Origin of the sequence: Lihuaxuella thermophila (assembly GCF_900110165.1) — a bacterium.
Classification (GTDB): Bacteria; Bacillota; Bacilli; order Thermoactinomycetales; family Thermoactinomycetaceae; genus Lihuaxuella; species Lihuaxuella thermophila.
On sequence record NZ_FOCQ01000005.1, the window covers coordinates 135,515 to 152,588 of the forward strand.

General features: G+C 48.7%; 20 protein-coding genes and 1 tRNA gene. 18 read left to right on the forward strand and 3 right to left on the reverse strand.

The features are described 5' to 3' along the window. Positions 1-157: 157 nt before the first annotated feature. Positions 158-361: a sulfur carrier protein ThiS gene (gene thiS, locus BMW55_RS07070; protein WP_089966757.1), complete on the forward strand. Its 204-nt coding sequence runs from the start codon at positions 158-160 to the stop codon at positions 359-361. A 3-nt stretch (positions 362-364) separates the two neighbouring features. Further along, a complete protein-coding gene (locus tag BMW55_RS07075; RefSeq protein WP_089966759.1) occupies positions 365-1,132 on the forward strand; it encodes a thiazole synthase in 768 nt (255 codons plus the stop codon). Positions 1,133-1,172: 40 nt separating this feature from the next. Here BMW55_RS07075 and ftsW read toward each other — a convergent pair whose 3' ends face one another. Next, a complete protein-coding gene (gene ftsW, locus BMW55_RS07080) occupies positions 1,173-2,315 on the reverse strand; it encodes a putative lipid II flippase FtsW (RefSeq protein WP_089966760.1) in 1,143 nt (380 codons plus the stop codon). A gap of 155 nt (positions 2,316-2,470) precedes the next feature. Between ftsW and rodA the strand changes: the two genes are divergently transcribed. From rodA to BMW55_RS07125, 9 genes are all read left to right on the forward strand, one after another. Next, positions 2,471-3,619, forward strand: a complete 1,149-nt coding sequence (gene rodA / locus BMW55_RS07085) for a rod shape-determining protein RodA (protein ID WP_170839790.1) — start codon at positions 2,471-2,473, stop codon at positions 3,617-3,619. A 122-nt stretch (positions 3,620-3,741) separates the two neighbouring features. Further along, entirely contained in the window at positions 3,742-4,416 is a 675-nt protein-coding gene (locus tag BMW55_RS07090; protein ID WP_089966763.1) for a zinc metallopeptidase, read from the forward strand. A gap of 145 nt (positions 4,417-4,561) precedes the next feature. Next, complete coding sequence (locus tag BMW55_RS07095) at positions 4,562-5,140, forward strand: YhcN/YlaJ family sporulation lipoprotein (protein WP_089966765.1); 579 nt, start codon at positions 4,562-4,564, stop codon at positions 5,138-5,140. Between the two features lie 125 nt (positions 5,141-5,265). Continuing rightward, on the forward strand, positions 5,266-5,544 hold the full coding sequence (locus tag BMW55_RS07100; RefSeq protein WP_089966766.1) for a DivIVA domain-containing protein: 279 nt from the start codon (positions 5,266-5,268) through the stop codon (positions 5,542-5,544). A gap of 16 nt (positions 5,545-5,560) precedes the next feature. Next, on the forward strand, positions 5,561-5,941 hold the full coding sequence (locus BMW55_RS07105) for a DUF1499 domain-containing protein (RefSeq protein WP_089966768.1): 381 nt from the start codon (positions 5,561-5,563) through the stop codon (positions 5,939-5,941). A 154-nt stretch (positions 5,942-6,095) separates the two neighbouring features. Next, positions 6,096-7,697: a peptide ABC transporter substrate-binding protein gene (locus BMW55_RS07110; protein WP_089966991.1), complete on the forward strand. Its 1,602-nt coding sequence runs from the start codon at positions 6,096-6,098 to the stop codon at positions 7,695-7,697. 108 nt (positions 7,698-7,805) lie between these two features. Next, positions 7,806-8,186: a hypothetical protein gene (locus BMW55_RS07115; protein ID WP_089966769.1), complete on the forward strand. Its 381-nt coding sequence runs from the start codon at positions 7,806-7,808 to the stop codon at positions 8,184-8,186. Positions 8,187-8,293: 107 nt separating this feature from the next. Next, positions 8,294-8,367, forward strand: a tRNA-Gly gene (locus BMW55_RS07120). A 148-nt stretch (positions 8,368-8,515) separates the two neighbouring features. Further along, positions 8,516-9,154 (forward strand): O-methyltransferase, encoded by a 639-nt coding sequence (locus BMW55_RS07125; protein WP_089966771.1) that lies wholly within the window; start codon positions 8,516-8,518, stop codon positions 9,152-9,154. A gap of 46 nt (positions 9,155-9,200) precedes the next feature. Here BMW55_RS07125 and BMW55_RS07130 read toward each other — a convergent pair whose 3' ends face one another. Further along, a complete protein-coding gene (locus BMW55_RS07130) occupies positions 9,201-9,443 on the reverse strand; it encodes a PGPGW domain-containing protein (protein ID WP_089966772.1) in 243 nt (80 codons plus the stop codon). A 250-nt stretch (positions 9,444-9,693) separates the two neighbouring features. Between BMW55_RS07130 and BMW55_RS07135 the strand changes: the two genes are divergently transcribed. Together BMW55_RS07135 and msrA are read left to right on the forward strand one after the other, a co-directional pair. Next, positions 9,694-10,251: a DUF6042 family protein gene (locus tag BMW55_RS07135; protein ID WP_170839791.1), complete on the forward strand. Its 558-nt coding sequence runs from the start codon at positions 9,694-9,696 to the stop codon at positions 10,249-10,251. 284 nt (positions 10,252-10,535) lie between these two features. After that, entirely contained in the window at positions 10,536-11,006 is a 471-nt protein-coding gene (msrA, locus tag BMW55_RS07140; protein WP_089966775.1) for a peptide-methionine (S)-S-oxide reductase MsrA, read from the forward strand. A 92-nt stretch (positions 11,007-11,098) separates the two neighbouring features. Here the strand turns inward: msrA and BMW55_RS19815 are convergent, their stop codons facing one another. Next, positions 11,099-11,221, reverse strand: coding sequence for a hypothetical protein (locus BMW55_RS19815; RefSeq protein ID WP_280139752.1), 123 nt, complete (start codon positions 11,219-11,221; stop codon positions 11,099-11,101). 33 nt (positions 11,222-11,254) lie between these two features. On the opposite strand from BMW55_RS19815, the gene BMW55_RS07145 reads away from it, so the two are divergent. The 5 genes from BMW55_RS07145 (at position 11,255) to BMW55_RS07165 (ending at position 17,070) form a co-directional block, all read left to right on the forward strand. Further along, positions 11,255-11,572: a CHY zinc finger protein gene (locus BMW55_RS07145; RefSeq protein WP_089966777.1), complete on the forward strand. Its 318-nt coding sequence runs from the start codon at positions 11,255-11,257 to the stop codon at positions 11,570-11,572. 226 nt (positions 11,573-11,798) lie between these two features. Next, a complete protein-coding gene (locus BMW55_RS07150) occupies positions 11,799-13,052 on the forward strand; it encodes an extracellular solute-binding protein (RefSeq protein ID WP_089966778.1) in 1,254 nt (417 codons plus the stop codon). A 73-nt stretch (positions 13,053-13,125) separates the two neighbouring features. Beyond that, positions 13,126-14,424, forward strand: a complete 1,299-nt coding sequence (locus BMW55_RS07155) for a sugar ABC transporter permease (protein WP_089966780.1) — start codon at positions 13,126-13,128, stop codon at positions 14,422-14,424. Next, the gene (locus tag BMW55_RS07160; protein WP_089966993.1) at positions 14,424-15,266 is read left to right on the forward strand and encodes a sugar ABC transporter permease; all 843 of its coding nucleotides are present in this window, start codon (positions 14,424-14,426) and stop codon (positions 15,264-15,266) included. Before BMW55_RS07155 ends, BMW55_RS07160 begins: the two co-directional genes overlap by 1 nt. A 28-nt stretch (positions 15,267-15,294) precedes the next feature. Beyond that, on the forward strand, positions 15,295-17,070 hold the full coding sequence (locus BMW55_RS07165) for an alpha-glycosidase (protein WP_089966781.1): 1,776 nt from the start codon (positions 15,295-15,297) through the stop codon (positions 17,068-17,070). Positions 17,071-17,074 lie beyond the last annotated feature (4 nt).

Below are 17,074 nucleotides of genomic sequence, written 5' to 3' on the forward strand. Positions count from 1 at the left end.
GAAACGGATCACCTGTTTGAGCATTAACAGATTTGACCCCGCCCATAGAGAGGGGCCGGAGAGGCCGGTCTTTACTTCTTCACTGGCCTCAAGGGCACGGAGACCAACCCGGCCGGCCGCCCCGTAAGCCCAATCACAAAAATAGGGGGGATGAGCGTTGAGGATTCAGTTAAATGGACAGGGATATGAAGTGGCTGACGGAATTCAAACCATCGCCCATTTGTTGGAGCATTTAAACCTGGGACAGCGTGTCGTCGTGGTGGAACATAACCGGAAAGTGCTGCAAAAAGAAGATCATCCCCAAGCAGTGCTGGCAGACGGGGATGTTGTGGAAATCGTTCATTTTGTGGGAGGTGGTTAATCCATGCTGAAAATTGGCAAATATGAATTTAAATCGCGGCTGTTTCTGGGGACGGGCAAATTTTCCTCTCTGGAAGTGCAAAAGCAGGCGGTGAAAGCTTCAGAAACAGAAGTTTTAACCTTTGCGATCCGCCGCCTGGACATTTATAACCCGGATCAACCGAACTTTTTGGAAATGCTGGATCTCGAGCGTTATACACTTTTGCCCAATACCGCAGGCGCCACGACGGTAGAGGAGGCGGTGCGAATCGCCCGTTTGGCCCGTGCGTCCAATTTGTGCGATATGATCAAGGTTGAAGTGATCGCCGATACCAAAACCCTTCTGCCGGATCCTATTGCCACACTGGAAGCAACCCGCATTCTGGTTGAAGAAGGGTTTACCGTATTGCCTTATACTTCCGATGATCCCGTGCTCGCCCGCAAGCTGGCCGAAGCCGGGGCCCATGCGATTATGCCGGGAGGTTCTCCGATCGGTTCCGGACAGGGACTCTTAAACCCGTCTTATTTACGGTTGATTATCGAAGAATCACCGGTCCCCGTCATCATCGATGCGGGCATCGGATCACCTGCCGATGTGGTTCAGGCCATGGAATTGGGAGCAGACGGTGTTCTCTTAAATACAGCCGTCTCCGGGGCGAAGGATCCGGTGAAAATGGCAGAAGCGATGAAATGGGCCGTAATCGCGGGACGGCTTGGTTATGAGGCCGGACGGATTCCCAAAAAGCCCTACGCCAGTGCAAGCAGTCCGCAGGAAGGTATGCTCACATCCTGACAAAAACCCCCCTTCTGATTTCCTCAGAAGGGGGGTTTGCTTACCCCTTAACCGTTTGGACAGCAGGGGAGGTTCTTGATTCTTTCGCTTTTTTTGTCCGATACCTCGAGATATTGAGCAGGATTCCCAGCTCGATCAGCTTGATGATCAACGCTGTCCCCCCGTAACTGATCAACGGCAGGGGAACCCCCGTCACAGGCAGGAGAGCGGTAACCACCCCGAGGTTAAAAAACGTCTCAACCGCAATTAAAGTAACGATTCCGATTCCTAACAGAGAGCCAAACTGATCCGGTGATTGCAGGGCGATCAGCACCCCGCGCACGATCAGGAGGATGAAGAGGGAGATGAGCAAGGCGCTGCCGATAAAACCGAGCTCTTCTGCGATGATGGAAAAAATGAAGTCGGTATGTGCTTCCGGCAGATACGCCATTTTTTGGATGCTGTTGCCGAGCCCCGATCCGGTCAGCCCCCCGGGCCCGATGGCGATCAGCGACTGCGTGATCTGGTATCCTTTATCCGTCGGATCGCTTAGCGGATCCATCAACGTGTCCAGCCGTTCCTTGCGGTAATCCCCCAGAAACATCGCCCCGATGAGCACGGGAACCCCCGCCATGGCAAGGAAGAATAAATGTCTGAGCCTTACACCTGCGCAGAAGATAATGGTCATACAGGTGGTAAGAATGATGACGATGGCGCTGAAATGGGGTTGGGCATACAATAACAGGCAGACAAGGCCGATGACGGTGAGGGGCGGCAGCACAGACCGCTTGAAATGATCGATGACGGGCTGTTTCTTCACCATAATCGACGCCGTATAAATGATCATCCCCAGCTTCACATACTCGGACGGCTGGAAAGACAAGAAGTACAAATCCACCCAACGGCGGGCTCCGTTCCGGATTTCCCCGACGTGCGGAATGAGCACGGCCACTAATGAAACCAGAGAGAAGATCAAGATCATTCCCACGTATTTTCGGTATACGGTATAAGGAATATTAGAGAAAATAAAAAAGAAGAGAAGACCCACCAGCCCATATCCGAGCTGTCTTTTAAAGAAATAATAGGAATCTTGGTAATCGGTCAAACCTTTATAGTAGCTGGTACTAAAGACCATAATCAAGCCAAAGCCGAGCAAAACAAAGGTAAGAAGAATCAGCCAAAAATCTGGTTTACCTCGGTTCATAGACGGATCTCCTTTAGCTGTATATTATTCTGGTAGGGGTTTGCTGCATCTCCTCAGCGGTTGCAGGGATTGAACCTCCGCCCGTGAAAATCGGAAAAACAGGATGCAACGTTCCGAATATGAAATAAAATTGAATGGGAGAAGGAGAGGTGAAAATGAAAAAAAGCCGACTCATCTGGCAGATCGATGTCCTGCTTCTCATGGCTCTATTCATTCTGGCAACTATTAGTATTGTTTCCATTTCCAGCGCAACGCACACCGGTGACCAGTCCTATGTAGAAAAACAGGTATGGTGGTACATATTGGGGTTTCTATTAATGTTTGCTGTTCTCCTGTTTGATTATAAAATTTTGTCGCAGGGAAGATTTCTCTATTTAATCTATGGCTTCGGCATTTTGCTCCTCTTGCTCGTATGGATTCCCGGATTGGGTGTAAAGGTCAACGGGGCACAGCAATGGATTCGGATTGGCAGCTTTCAATTTCAACCATCCGAGCTGATCAAACTCATTCTCATTTTGCTCTTTGCCAAATTGCTCTCCGAGAGAGAAACGGGGAAGGGACGCAATTCCCCCGTCTTGGGAATCATGTTGGCTTTGTTTGCGCTGCCTTTTTTCATTATTTTATCACAACCCGACTTAGGAACCGCGTTAGTTTTGGTCGGAATCTTGTGCAGCATGTTATGGGTCGGGGGACTGGATCGGAAGTGGTTTGCCTGGGGACTGTTGTTTGTCTCCGTGGCGGTAGGGGGGATTTTTCTGCTGTATGTGACGAATCACCCCTTTTTGCATGTGATAATGGAAGAGCATCAGATCAGCCGCATTCAAACCTTTTTAGATCCCGCTTCCGATCCGACAGGAGCCGGATACCAGTTGACCCAGGCCAAGATCGCGATCGGTTCGGGTATGCTGGCAGGAAAAGGATTTCACCAAGGCACGCAGGCACAGGGAAACTGGATTCCCGAGCCGCATAATGATTTTATCTTTGCCGTGTTTGCCGAGGAATTCGGTTTTATCGGCGGGAGTTTCCTTTTATCCGTCTATCTTGTTTTTTTCTGCCGCATGATTCTCATCGCTTCACGGGCTGACCGGCGTTTTGGGACCTATATCACCGCCGGAGTCACCGGAATGCTGATCTTTCAAGTTTTTCAAAATATCGGCATGACGCTGGGGCTGGTGCCGGTTACCGGTTTGCCCCTTCCCTTTGTCAGTTACGGGGGGAGTTCCCTCATCACCCAACTGATGGCTGTTGGCCTGGTATTAAACGTCGGAATGCGCACAGAGAACGACTTGCTCTTTCATTCATAACGATGAGGACAATGTTAATGAAAATTTCACATCGATGTGTCATCGATCGGTTAGAATAAAATGACAGAGGAATGAATATTGGCCCTGCTCGTGAGTAGGATGGGAAAGGAGTAGTTGGCTCGATGTTGTGGATTACTTTTCTGATTGGATTGGTCCTTACCCTCTGGGCGCAATATAGAGTCAGATCCAATTTTAAACGCTGGTCGAAGGTAGAGGCCCGGTCGGGTCTCACAGGAGCTGAAGTCGCCAGGCGGATTTTAGATATGAACGGACTCTCCCATGTACCCGTCGAACCGGTTCGGGGAGTGCTGTCCGATCACTATGACCCGACCGTACGCGCGGTTCGCTTATCCGAACCCGTTTACTCCTCTTCGTCCATTGCCGCCATTTCGGTGGCCGCCCATGAATGCGGGCATGCTTTGCAGCATAAAGAAGACTACGGGGCTCTGGTTCTTCGCCACCGGATGGTTCCTGTTTTAAACTTCACGTCCGGGTTGGCTCCGTGGCTTTTGATGGCCGGAATTTTTTTAAGAGCTACGGGTCTGACACTTGTGGGGCTCATCTTCTTTTCCTTAACTGTTTTGTTTCACCTGGTGACATTGCCCGTGGAATTTAATGCCAGTGCCAGGGCAAAGGAAATCATGATCCGGCAAGGATTTGTGACACCCGGGGAAGAAACGGGCGTCAACCGCGTACTGGGAGCTGCGGCCTTTACCTATGTGGCAGGCGCTCTTGTCGCATTGCTTGAGTTATTGCGGTTCATATTGATTTTCCTGGGCCAACAAAATGATGATTAACGCGAATTTCATCGGTTGAATTCCCCCTGTCTGGTTTCCGGACAGGGGTTTTTTGTATGATCTTCCTTCTCCGTTTGGCACATATTTTTTCCTCACCCAGAGAGACTAACTGGAGAACAAATGCTTTTTCGAGGAGGAGGTTAACATGAAATTCAGCCGTTTACTCAAAGGATTTATCGTATGTTCGCTCATTTTCGTTTCTGTGGGATGCGCCGCAAACAACAATCAGGATGAGACACTGGAAAGACGCGACGGATATCGCACCACCCGGGTGGGTGATGAGCGTGGTGTGAGGAACTATTACCGGGATAATAACGTGAGAAGCAATCCTTCTTACAACATGAGAAATGTCACCGATAATGCTCGCTACAATACGAACAACAATGTAACCGCCCAAAATTTCCGCCTCGCCGATGACGTAGCGGATGCGGTTGCCGACCTCGGCAGGGTAAAATCAGCCTCGGTCGTGGTCATGGGCAGAAATGCTTATGTAGGAGTTGTGTTAAAAGGAAATGATAAACTGACAGGACGGATGAAAGAGCGGGTTGCCGACCGGGCCAGAGATGTAGATCCGGCAATCCGAAACGTTTACGTCTCAGCGAACCCGGAATTTGTCAAACAATTAAACCAGTACGCCACTGAATTGAGAGCGGGACGCCCTGTCAGCGGATTGATCAACAACATGATGGATATGGTCAAACGCACCTTCCCGGAAGCGAAATAAGACGGAAGAAAACATAGGCTCAGCGCATGGGCCTATGTTTTATCATTTTTTGTTTCTGTTGAGAACAATAAGATTTCATATATAATGTTGGAGAGAGCAGTTTGTACATAAGGAGTGCAGTTGAAATGAAGCGTTTGACACCAATGGAAATTTTTAATAAAGATTTTAAGCAATCCATCCGAGGCTATGATATTGATGAAGTGAATGAATTTTTGGACTTGGTGATCAAAAGTTATGAAGATGTGCTTCAAGAAAATGAGTATTTAAAAGAACAGCTTCGTCAGTTGAAAAAATCGGGTACCGGACGCCAAGCCGCGGTCGCGGACCGTACCGGCCAATATGATGAAATCATTCATGATATTCTCGCCCGTTTAGACCGTTTGGAACAAATGATGCGCAGATAATCAGGGGGTGAAGATCTTGTCAGGGATGAAGCGCTTCTTTAGCGGAATAACCGAAACAGGAGAACATGCGGCGGAAACCGACCTGAAAACCCATTATTACCGTGCGAGAGCGGCCGAAGCGGGTGAAAGGCTCTTGCAACTCCCGAAGCAGAATCCTTCTTTTAAGCTGATCCATTATGATCAAGAGCGCGGCGAAGTGATGTTTGAATATAAAAATGCTTTGGGTTTGACCCACGATATTGTCGTCACGATCTTTTCGATCACTCCGATCCGTTCCGCTGTGGATATTCATGCGGCAATCCGCGGCAGAATATTCGATTTTGGCTGGAATCGAAAAATTGTGAGACTGATTTACGCTCATTTGAACCAGACACTGACAACTGAATCAGGAGCCTGACCGTTTCCATCATTCATCAGCCGGCTTGAAACCAGTGTTTTCAGGCTGGCTTCATTTTTTTGAACATTCGAGTTAAGCAGGAGTTTTCGCTGTTTTCACCGAAGTTAATCGGAAGGCATAATCAATGCATGCAGATGTCGAAGGGGGAAGTTGTTTGAAAAAATACTGGATTTTCTCTTTGGCGCTTCTCATCGTTCTGATTACCGGCCTGACCGGTTGCACGACAGGTGCGGACAAAAGTAAAGGGGGAGAGAAGGTACTCAATCTCAATCTGTCCGGAGAGCCATCCTCTTTGGACCCTGCCAAGGCATTTGACGAAGATTCCCTGGATGTGACCAACAACCTGTTCGAAGGATTAATGAGGCTGGATCAGAATCACCAACCGAAACCGGCTGTGGCCAAAGAAGTGAAGGTGAGTCCCGACGGTCTTACGTATACATTTATGCTGAATAAGACAAAATGGTCGAACGGAGAAGAACTGACCGCCCACGATTTTGAGTTTGCCTGGAAGCGGGTACTGGATCCCAAGACGGCGGCAGAACCTGCATTTCTTCTGTATTTTATCAAGGGAGCAGAAGAGTTCAACACAGGCAAGGGGTCTGCGGACCAAGTAGGTGTCAAGGCACTGGACGACTATACACTGGAAGTCAAACTGGCACGCCCGACACCGTCCTTCCTTCAATTGACTTCTTATCCGGTTTATTTTCCCGTTTATAAAAAGGGTGCTGAAAAAAATCCGAATCTTTATAACGAAGCGGATACGTATATCAGCAACGGGGCCTTCAAAATGGCTGAGTGGAAGCATGATGATCATGTCAAGCTGGTAAAAAATGAGCACTACCATAAGAATCAGACAGTGAAACTGAGCGCCATCCACTTTTCGATGGTAACGGACAGTAAAACCGTTTACCAGCTGTTTAAGACCAAAAAACTGGACGTTGTCGGCAAAAAGTCGATTCCCCCGGACCTTCTCCCGACCATGATCAAAAACGGGGAAGTGAAGCTGAGGGAAGGAAATGGCCTGGCGTTTTTCCGTTTCAATGTGAAAAAAGAGCCCTTTACCAATGCCAAAATCCGAAAAGCATTTGCCCTTGCCATTGACAGAAAGCTGATTGCGGAACAGGTTGTGGGCAGCGGGGAACAACCTGCCTATGCGTATGTGGCCCCTTCCGCCCCGAACAACTTCCGGAAAAAAGGCGGCGATTTAATTAAGGATGCTCAGTTTGAAGAAGCCAAAAAGCTGCTCGCCGAAGGGATGAAGGAAGAAGGATGGACCACACTTCCTCCGGTTACGCTCCTTTACAGCAACTCCACGGAGCAGAGCAAAAAAATCGTGGAAGCGGTCCAGGAAATGTACCGCAAGCATCTCGGCGTAGAAGTCAGCTTACAGGCGAAAGAGACGAAAGTATATTTTGCCGACCAGCGGAACAAAAACTATGTCATGACCACGTCCAGCTTCCTTGCTGACTACAACGACGCCTACAACTATCTGGAAAGTTTCCAGACCGACCATTCCATGAACCGAACCAACTGGAGCAACAAAAAATACGATGAGTTATTGCAAAAAGCGGCAAATTCCGGAAACCAGGAGGAGCGGGATCAACACCTGCATGAAGCGGAAAAAATCTTGTTTGATGAGATGCCCGTTTTCCCCTTGTACTATTACAGCAGCGGGGCTGCAGAGCAGGAAGGGATCACCGGAATCATTCGTCATCCGGTGGGTCCCAGTGATTATACGAGTGCGGATAAACAATAAATCTGACTTTTAAATCCAGCCAGGAAACTTTTTGAGGCTGGATTTTTTTCATGTTTTTTTCTCTAAACACACATACTAACTTTAGGTTCGGATCGATGGAGGGAAGATATGGGAAAAAATAAGCGCAATAACAATAATGAGGGTCGCGTCGAACGCACGCAGACCAATGGTGCAGAACAGAAAGCGGAAAACAACGAAGAGTTTGCCCAGGACATTACTCCCGCGGGTCCCGTTGGTTTCCGGGACCGGGCGGACCGGAGAGCGGACGATGACAGGACTGCTGATGCCGGCCGGGGATTGGGGATTACAGCGATTATCCTGTCTGTTTTAGCCTTTTTCCTCTGGCCGTATATCTTGGGCACGGCAGGAATTATCGTTGGCGTAATCAGTGCGAGAAGAGGAAGCTCACTCGGTTGGTGGGCAGTGGGAATTGGTGTGATCGCACTGATTCTTGCGACATTCGCTCTTCCGTTTCGACTCCTATTCTAAGTTCATCCGGACCGTTCAAGGCTCCCCTGTAAGGGGGGCCTTGATTTCTTTTTTGGCAAAAATCTTGTCAAGAAAACAGACGCATGCTATAATTGTCAATACATTATGCGGATGTAGTTCAATGGTAGAACACTAGCTTCCCAAGCTAGTAGCGCGGGTTCGATTCCCGTCATCCGCTCCATATTTGGCCAAAAAGATACCGCTACTTGGTGAGGTAGTGGTATCTTTTTTCTTACTTGTAATCCCACAATTCAAAGCACTATTTGAAAAAGTTTGGTTAGGTTAAAATATAATCGGACAGGAAGCTCATTCCACAAGGAGGCTCCCCCATGCGTGAAAGAGAGTATGTGCGTTCTTTGTTCGGCAAGGAAGATGATGTGCTGAAATCAATTGCACCCGGGCTGGAAGAAAGAGACATGCCCCAGATTTCCGTTCCGCCCGAGGTGGGAAAAACGTTGTATCTGCTGGCGAAAATGTCAGGTGCCAAACGAGTCTTGGAAATTGGTGCACTTGGGGGTTACAGCACGATTTGGCTGGCCCGGGCACTGCCTGAGTCCGGGAAAGTTGTTTCACTGGAGATCAGTCAGAAGCACGCCGACTTTGCTGCTGAAAATGTGGCTAAAGCGGGTCTGAAGGAGCGAGTAACCTTTCTGGTAGGGGATGCGATGCAAAGTCTGGACACATTGGCGCGAAAAGGTGAACGGTTTGATTTCTTCTTTATCGATGCGGATAAACCCAATTATATCAATTATCTGGAAAAGGTGATCCAACTCTCCGAACCGGGAGCGGTCATCACGGCCGACAATCTTTTTCAGCATGGACGGATTTTTGATGACCAGGACCAGGCACCTTCTCCCCGGACGATTCGTCAATTTAATGAGCAGATCGCCAATGATCCGCGGCTTGAATCCATGTTGTTGACCATTGGTGACGGACTGGGAGTTTGTCGCGTGAAGGAAAAGAAATAAACACAGGACGGCAGATGTTTTGATGGAAAAAACCCCCTGATCCTCTTCAGGGGGTTGATTTCCATTTCATCTTTTTTATAAACTCGTCCGATTTTTTCGCGATCTTGGGATAACGCTGGCGGAGTTTGGTCAGTAACCGCTTCGCCCAAGGTGTAGAATGAGACAACAGGTAAAGCCCGATTAAGATCGAGAGAATTCCCGGCCCCGGCAGAACCAATCCCAAAACACCAAGTACAAGAAAAATCCATCCAAAGATGTTGAGCAACCAAAATTTCAGACGAGGATTCATGTATACATTTCAAACCCCTTTGAAGTTTATTTCTCGGTCTTTTCGCGCTCAGGCATGTTTATTATACATGAAATCGGTGACAGGATGAAACCAAAAACAGATATGATTATAAAATGCAAAAATGGGTACTAGATAAAGCAGAGAAGAGCAAAAGCAAATCAACTTGTGTTTTTGTGGTGAGGGTGCTTTCTATGATCAATGCGTAATCATGATAAGATTGAATTGTGAATCGGCTCTGATCAAGAGGGAGATGGAACTGCCAATGTTTGGAGTTTGCACGGTTTTGAACGGCGGATGGAAAGAAGAGAGGGTTTGCGTTCCGGACGGTTTTTTTCGCAACGGATGGAACTTGCTTCTGCCAAAAGGAACGTGTTCTGTTATTTTGAGTGTGATGAGCTATGTCATCCAAGGACTCGACAAAGCCGAAATTTTGGATTCAATGAAAGAGGAAGAAGAGCGGTTGTGTTTAACCCCATTCCATTTCCAAATCCCTCATGAATTTCCGACAGATGAAGAGAAAGAATGGTATATGTCTCTCTGGCAAAGAGAAAAAGACGTAAAACAAATATTGGAAAGGTCCGGACTTAGCTATCCGCAAACCGTCACACAGTGGATCCATCTCCTTGTCCGGTTGGGCATCTTTCTGGAAGTTCGACGGAAATCGGCCGATTATTTTGATTTAGTCATCGAACCGTTTCCTTACCCTGAGGAATATTTGCACTTGTCGGGTCCCGAATTAAATTGGCTGTATCAGCAACGGAAGTCTTTTCCTCCGTTTTCTGTCCAGCCATGGATGGATGCGAAATAGCGATCCCATAAATGCTTTCCGAAGTTGCTGTGTTCGGATAAAATGTGGAGTGGGAGGGATTGTTCACGGATGAACCATCGATCCCGCGACCGGCAAGTTAACTCATTTTTGACGGCCGGAAGTGTTGAACATCACTGAGCGGAGGGAAGGGACCGCTGAGGTTGGGGATGCTGGAAGAGAAGGTACCATCCTCCGGTTGTGACAACCCGTTCCACACTCTTTTTCTTCAATTTAAATTTTCGTTGTGTTTTGGTGATATAATACGGAGATCAGGAGGGGATCTCATGGAAGTAGCAACATTTGGAGCAGGGTGTTTTTGGGGGGTAGAAGAGACATTCCGAAAAATTCCCGGCGTTAAAAACACGGTTGTGGGATATATGGGCGGGACTGTCGAGAACCCTACATATGAAGACGTTTGTACCGACAAGACAGGGCATGCCGAGGTTGTCCAGATTGAATTTGATCCGGCAGAAGTTTCTTATGAGCAACTCTTGGATGTGTTTTGGAGTTCTCACAATCCGACGACGCTCAACCGTCAAGGCCCGGATGTAGGCACCCAGTACCGTTCGGTCATTTTCTACCACACTCCCGAACAAAAAAGAGCCGCGGAAGCCTCCAAAGAAAAAATGGATCGCTCCGGAAAGTGGAAAGATCCAATCGTGACTGAGATCACTCCCGCATCGGCGTTTTATCGGGCCGAGGAGTATCATCAGCGTTATCTGCAAAAAAGAGGACTTGATTCCTGCAGCCTCTGATAGAGGAAAACTTCAGCCCGCTTGCAGCTACACGCTGTCAGCGGGTTCATGCGTTTTGATGCGTGGTGAGGCGCCGGCCGGTTTTGCCCTTATTATTCTTTAAATTTGTCGAATACGCCTGCCGCTTCAAGGAACTGGATAATTAAATAGATACTGAAAACGACGGTGATGTAAACAGAGACTTCTTCGATGAGTTCCCATGCTTCCCTGTTCATACTGTTCACACCTTTAAGAAGATCGGAGGAATTATGAAGATTTACGGAAAACCCGTTGACAAAGAAACGCGTTGTGTTCACTATTCCTCGCCACAGGATGTGATTGCGGTCAAGTTTGCCTGTTGTGGAAGATATTATCCATGCCATGCCTGTCATGAAGAAACGGCTGATCATCCGGCCATTCCTTGGCCGAAGCATCGCTTTCATGAAAAAGCGGTTTTATGCGGCGTTTGCCAGACAGAGCTGAGTGTCGCGGAGTATCTGTCGTGCGGTTACGAGTGTCCGGCATGCGGGACAGACTTTAATCCGGGATGTGCGCGGCATTATCATTTGTATTTTAAAATCGATTAACATATGGATTCGCCCTCCTTCGCGAAAAAACCTTTACCAATTTCTGCTATCCCTGCGAGTGATTCGCAAATGTTATGCAGATAAAAAATACTTGTACTATTGCGATCATACATGTACAATAGTTTATGCAAACGGTTTACTAGATACTATCTTGTTGTCTAACCTCTGTTTTTGTCTTTTTTATTTCGCTTTCCGTGCAAACGGTTGCATAAAAGGGGGCAAACGTATGTCAAAAAAATTTTTGTCGCTGAGCATGGGTTTGGTGTTGGCTCTCTCATTGCTTACCGCATGCGGACCCAAACGCGATGCCGATCAGGTTTCAAACCCGGGGGAAAAACCGGAAAAACTGGTTGTATGGGAGAACGCGGATGACGGAAAACAAATCGGACATACCAAAAAACTGGCAGCCGAGTTTGAAAAGAAAACCGGAATCAAAGTGGAAGTACTCCCGGTTTCCCTGCTGAAGCAGCAGGAGAAGCTGACGCTGGACGGTCCGGCCGGTAAAGGAGCGGACCTTGTCACCTGGCCCCATGACCAACTGGGGGAAGCCGTCATCAAAGGGCTGATCCAACCTATCCAGGCAGATGCTTCGGTTACCGGACAATTTGAAGAAAGTTCCCTGAAAGCGTTAACCTATGACGGCAAACTCATGGGGTTGCCCAAAGTCACCGAAAGCATCGCACTCATTTACAACAAAAAACTGATGCCCAATCCGCCTGAAACATTTGAAGAATTATATCAATTTGCGAAAGATTTCACTCAACCGGCCGAGAAAAAATACGGGGTTCTCTTTGAAGGGGAAAATTTGTACTACACGTACTTTTTGATTGCCGCCAACGGCGGATACATCTTTAAGGAACAGAACGGCAAACTGAATTCGGATGAGATTGGTTTAAATAACGCCGGAACGGTTAAAGCGCTGACGGAAATACAAAAATGGTATCAAGAAGGCCTGATTCCCAAAGGCGTCAAAGCGGACGTCATCAACGGACTGTTCAAAGAAGGAAAAGTAGCGGCCGTGATTAACGGCCCGTGGGCCATTCGTGATTATCAGAGCGCGAACATCGACCTGGGTGTGGCTCCGATTCCGAAAGCAGGAGGGAAAGAAGCACAAACGCTGATCGGGGTTAAAGGGTGGTACCTCTCCGCTTACAGTAAATCACCCAAATACGCCACCGAACTGATGAAATTCTTGACCAGCAAAGAAGCGTTGAAGTCCCGTTTCGGACAGACAGGAGAAATTCCGCCGCACAAAGAGATTTTGACCGATCCTGTCATTGCCGGCAATCCGTTGGTCAACGGCTTTGCGCAACAAGCAAAAACAGGCGTCCCGATGCCAAGTATCCCGGAAATGGGTCAGGTGTGGGAACCGATCAACAATGCTCATACCTTTATCGCCACGGGTAAACAAACTCCTGAGCAAGCCCTGAACGGAGCGGTGAAAATCATCCGGGAGAAAATTAAAGTACAAAAACAATAGAGGGGGATTTGGGCGCGGTGACGGTCACCGCACCCGCTTTCACCCAACTTCCAGAGGAAAGGATGGGAAGATCATGGAGGCGGAAATCCGGACAACGGCCGGCAGTTGGGGAAAAAGAAAGACAGCGGCTTGTTTATCTGCTTTATCGATGGGCCTGGGGCAGATGTACAACAAACAATGGTTGAAAGGCATTCTGCTGCTCATCTTGCAATTTTCTTATCTCGTCGTCTTTTTTGACCTGTTTAATATCGGCTTATGGGGCATTGTCACCCTGGGAGAGATTCCGCACGAGGATCACTCGATTGAGTTGTTGGCCAAAGGCATTATTTCCATTCTCCTCATTTTCATCGGTTTATTGTTTTACGGTTTGAACATTCGCGATGCCTATCAGGTTGGGGCCATGCGGGAGAAAGGAATTCGCCCGCCCGGGATCTGGGAAACGTATCGCACGGTGACGGACAAGGGCTTTCCCTATCTGGTCATTGCGCCTGCCATGCTCCTGCTCGTATTTGTCGTCTTGTTTCCGATTATGTTTATGGTGCTGCTCGCTTTTACCAACTACGATCTTTACCATCAACCGCCGGTGAAACTGGTGGACTGGGTCGGTCTGGATAACTTTGTCAACTTCTTCCGGCTGGACATGTGGAAAAACTCTTTTGTCAGTGTCTTTTCCTGGACAGTGGTATGGACACTGATGTCGACAACGGTTCAAATCGCCATCGGCCTGTTTCTCGCTGTTTTAATCAATCAGAAGCGCGTCAAGTTTAAAAAGTTTATCCGCACTGTGCTGATTCTGCCGTGGGCGGTCCCTCCATTCGTCTCCTGCATTGTGTTTGCGGGGATGTTCAACGACAATTTCGGGCCGGTCAACCAGATGCTGAATGATCTTGGGTTTGCTTCCATTCCGTGGCTGACCGATCCTTTCTGGTGCAAGGTGGCCATTTTGCTGATCCAGTTCTGGCTCGGGTTTCCTTTCAGCCTGGCTTTATACACCGGCGTGTTGCAAGCCATTCCGTCTGATCTCTATGAAGCGGCCCAGGTGGACGGGGCCACCGTCTGGCAGAAATTCCGGCATATCACGTTACCGATGGCCCTTTACGCGACGGCTCCTTTGCTGATTGTGCAATATGCAGGAAATTTCAACAACTTTAACGTCATTTACCTCTTTAATAAAGGAGGTCCTGCCGTCCCGGAGCAAACTGCAGGAGGAACGGATATCCTGATTTCCTGGGTGTATAAGCTTACCTTTGTCACGTTTAAGTACAACTATGCGGCGGCCATCTCGATCATTATCGGCCTGATCGTAACCGTCTTGGCCCTGATTCAATTCCGCAACACCCGCTCATTTAAAGAGGAGGGGCTGATTCAATGATCCGTGCAAAATTGAGATCCAAGCTCTCTTTGGCCCTGACTTATCTCATTCTGGTCGTCGGGATGGTGGTTTGCGTCTATCCCGTTCTTTGGGTGATCGGCGCCTCACTGAGTCCGGGGGAAAGTGTTTTTTCATCCACCCTGATCCCGAAAAATGCCACGTTGGATCACTATCTCTGGCTGTTTACCAGTCCGGACAGCCAATATGTGACCTGGTATGCAAACACGTTGAAAATTGCCTCCATCAATGCCGTGTTGTCGGTATTGATCACGACGGGAACGGCTTATATTTTTTCGCGCTATTCATTTGTGGGCAGAAAATACAGTTTGATGACTTTTCTCGCCTTGCAGATGTTCCCTTCGATCATGACCATGGTGGCACTCTATCTCTTGTTAAATATGCTGAATCTCCTCGACAGCCATTGGGGGTTGATCCTGATCTACGCTGGTGCGCAAATTCCCTTCAATACGTGGTTGGTGAAAGGGTATTTCGACACGATTCCGCGGGGGCTGGATGAAGCGGCCAAAATCGACGGCGCGAGCCATGCGACCATCTTCTTCCGGATCCTATTGCCCCTGGCCAGACCGATCATTGCCGTCGTCTTCTTGTTTAACTTTATGGGGCCGATGACCGATTTTTTGCTGCCGCAAATCGTGCTCACCAGTCCGGAAAACCAAACGTTGGCGGTCGGCCTGTTCAATTTTATCAATGACCAATTCGGCAAACGGTTCACTTTGTTCGCCGCCGGTTCAGTGTTGGTTGCTTTGCCGGTTGCCATCGTCTTCCTGTCATTGCAACGCTATTTTATCTCCGGATTGACGGCAGGTGCGAGCAAAGGATAATCGGGGCAAAGAGAGGGTGGAACACAATATGATGAAAGAAGCGGTTTACCATCGGCCGGGAGGGCCATTTGCCTATCCGGTGACTCCCCGGCAATTGCGTGTTCGGCTGCGGGCCAAAAAAGGAGATCTCGACGCGTGCCGGGTGTGGTGCGCAGACCGCTATGCGGGAGACAAGGAGGAGGGGAGCTGGACGGTTTGCCAAAAAGTTGCTTCCGATCAGCTTTTTGATTACTTTGAAGGCCTGATTCCCGGTGAAACCAGGCGAATCAAGTATGTGTTTCATTTGAGGGATGTCTCCGGCGAGGAATGGTGGCTGGGTGAAACCGGATTGGAAAAGGAGAGGAAAGAAGCCGGCGTTTTTCAGTATGCCTATATTCATCCGACGGAAGTGTTTATGACTCCCGAGTGGGCCAAGGACGGGGTGGTGTATCAGATTTTTCCCGAGCGATTCCACAACGGAGACAAATCCAATGACCCGCGGGGAGCAGAGCCGTGGACAGCCGATGCCAGACCGCGTCATGACAGTTTCTACGGCGGAGATTTGCAGGGAGTGATCGACCGCCTCCCCTATCTGGAACAGTTGGGGATCAGCGCCATCTATTTTACGCCTATCTTTTTGTCTCCGTCCCATCACAAGTACGACACGGCGGATTATTATCAGATCGACCCGCAGTTCGGTGAGATGTCCACGTTTAAGGAGCTGGTCCGGGAAGCGCATCGGCGGGGGATCAAAGTGATCCTTGACGCGGTATTCAATCATTCGGGCGACCAATTTTTTGCGTTTCAGGATGTGCTGAAATACGGGGAACGGTCGCGATATAAAGATTGGTTTCACATTGACAGCTTTCCGGTTGTGCAGGAGCCGGAACCCAATTATGAAACATTCGCCAATCAGGTTGCGACGATGCCCAAGCTGAGGACGGAACATCCCGAGGTTCGCGAATATTTACTGCAAATCGTCCGCTTTTGGATGACCGAAACGGGGATTGACGGCTGGCGCCTGGATGTGGCCAACGAGGTGGATCATCAGTTCTGGAGGGATTTTCGCAAGGTCGTCAAGGAAATCAATCCCGAAGCGCTGATCGTCGGTGAAATTTGGCATGATGCTTCAGCCTGGCTGGAAGGAGATCAGTTTGATTCAGTGATGAACTATTTGTTCAGAGAAAGCGTACTCCGTTTTTTTGCCACAGGGGAGATCGATGCCAGCCGGTTTGATGCGGAGCTCACCCGGGCACGGATGATCTACAAGGAACAAGCGGTTCAGGTGATGTGGAATTTGCTTGATTCCCATGACACCGAGCGCTTTCTCACCTCCTGTGACGAGTCATTGGAAAAATTCCGGCTGGCTGTGTTGTTCCAACTCACCTATGTCGGAACACCACTGATCTACTACGGGGATGAAGTGGGAATGACCGGAAAGACGGATCCTGACTGCCGCCGTCCGATGATCTGGGATGAAAAACTCCAAAATAAACAGCTGCTCGCCTATTACCGGCGTTTGATCTCGATCCGGCGCAACTCCAAAGCGTTGTCCCGGGGAAGTTACCGAACCTGGCATCTTGACCCGAATACAGGTGTCTATGCTTATGTGCGTCAGTACGGGCGGGAAACGGTGGGTGTGGTTTTGAACAACAGCAATGAGAAAAGAGCGGTTCGTTTGGATGTTGCGTGGTTCGGGCCGGAATATCTGGTCGATGCCTTGCGAGGAGATCTGATCCAAGTGAATCAAAGCCAGATTCATGTGGAATTGGCTCCTTACCAAGGTATGTTGCTGATGCAATCGATTGAGCAATCATTGTCATAGCTGG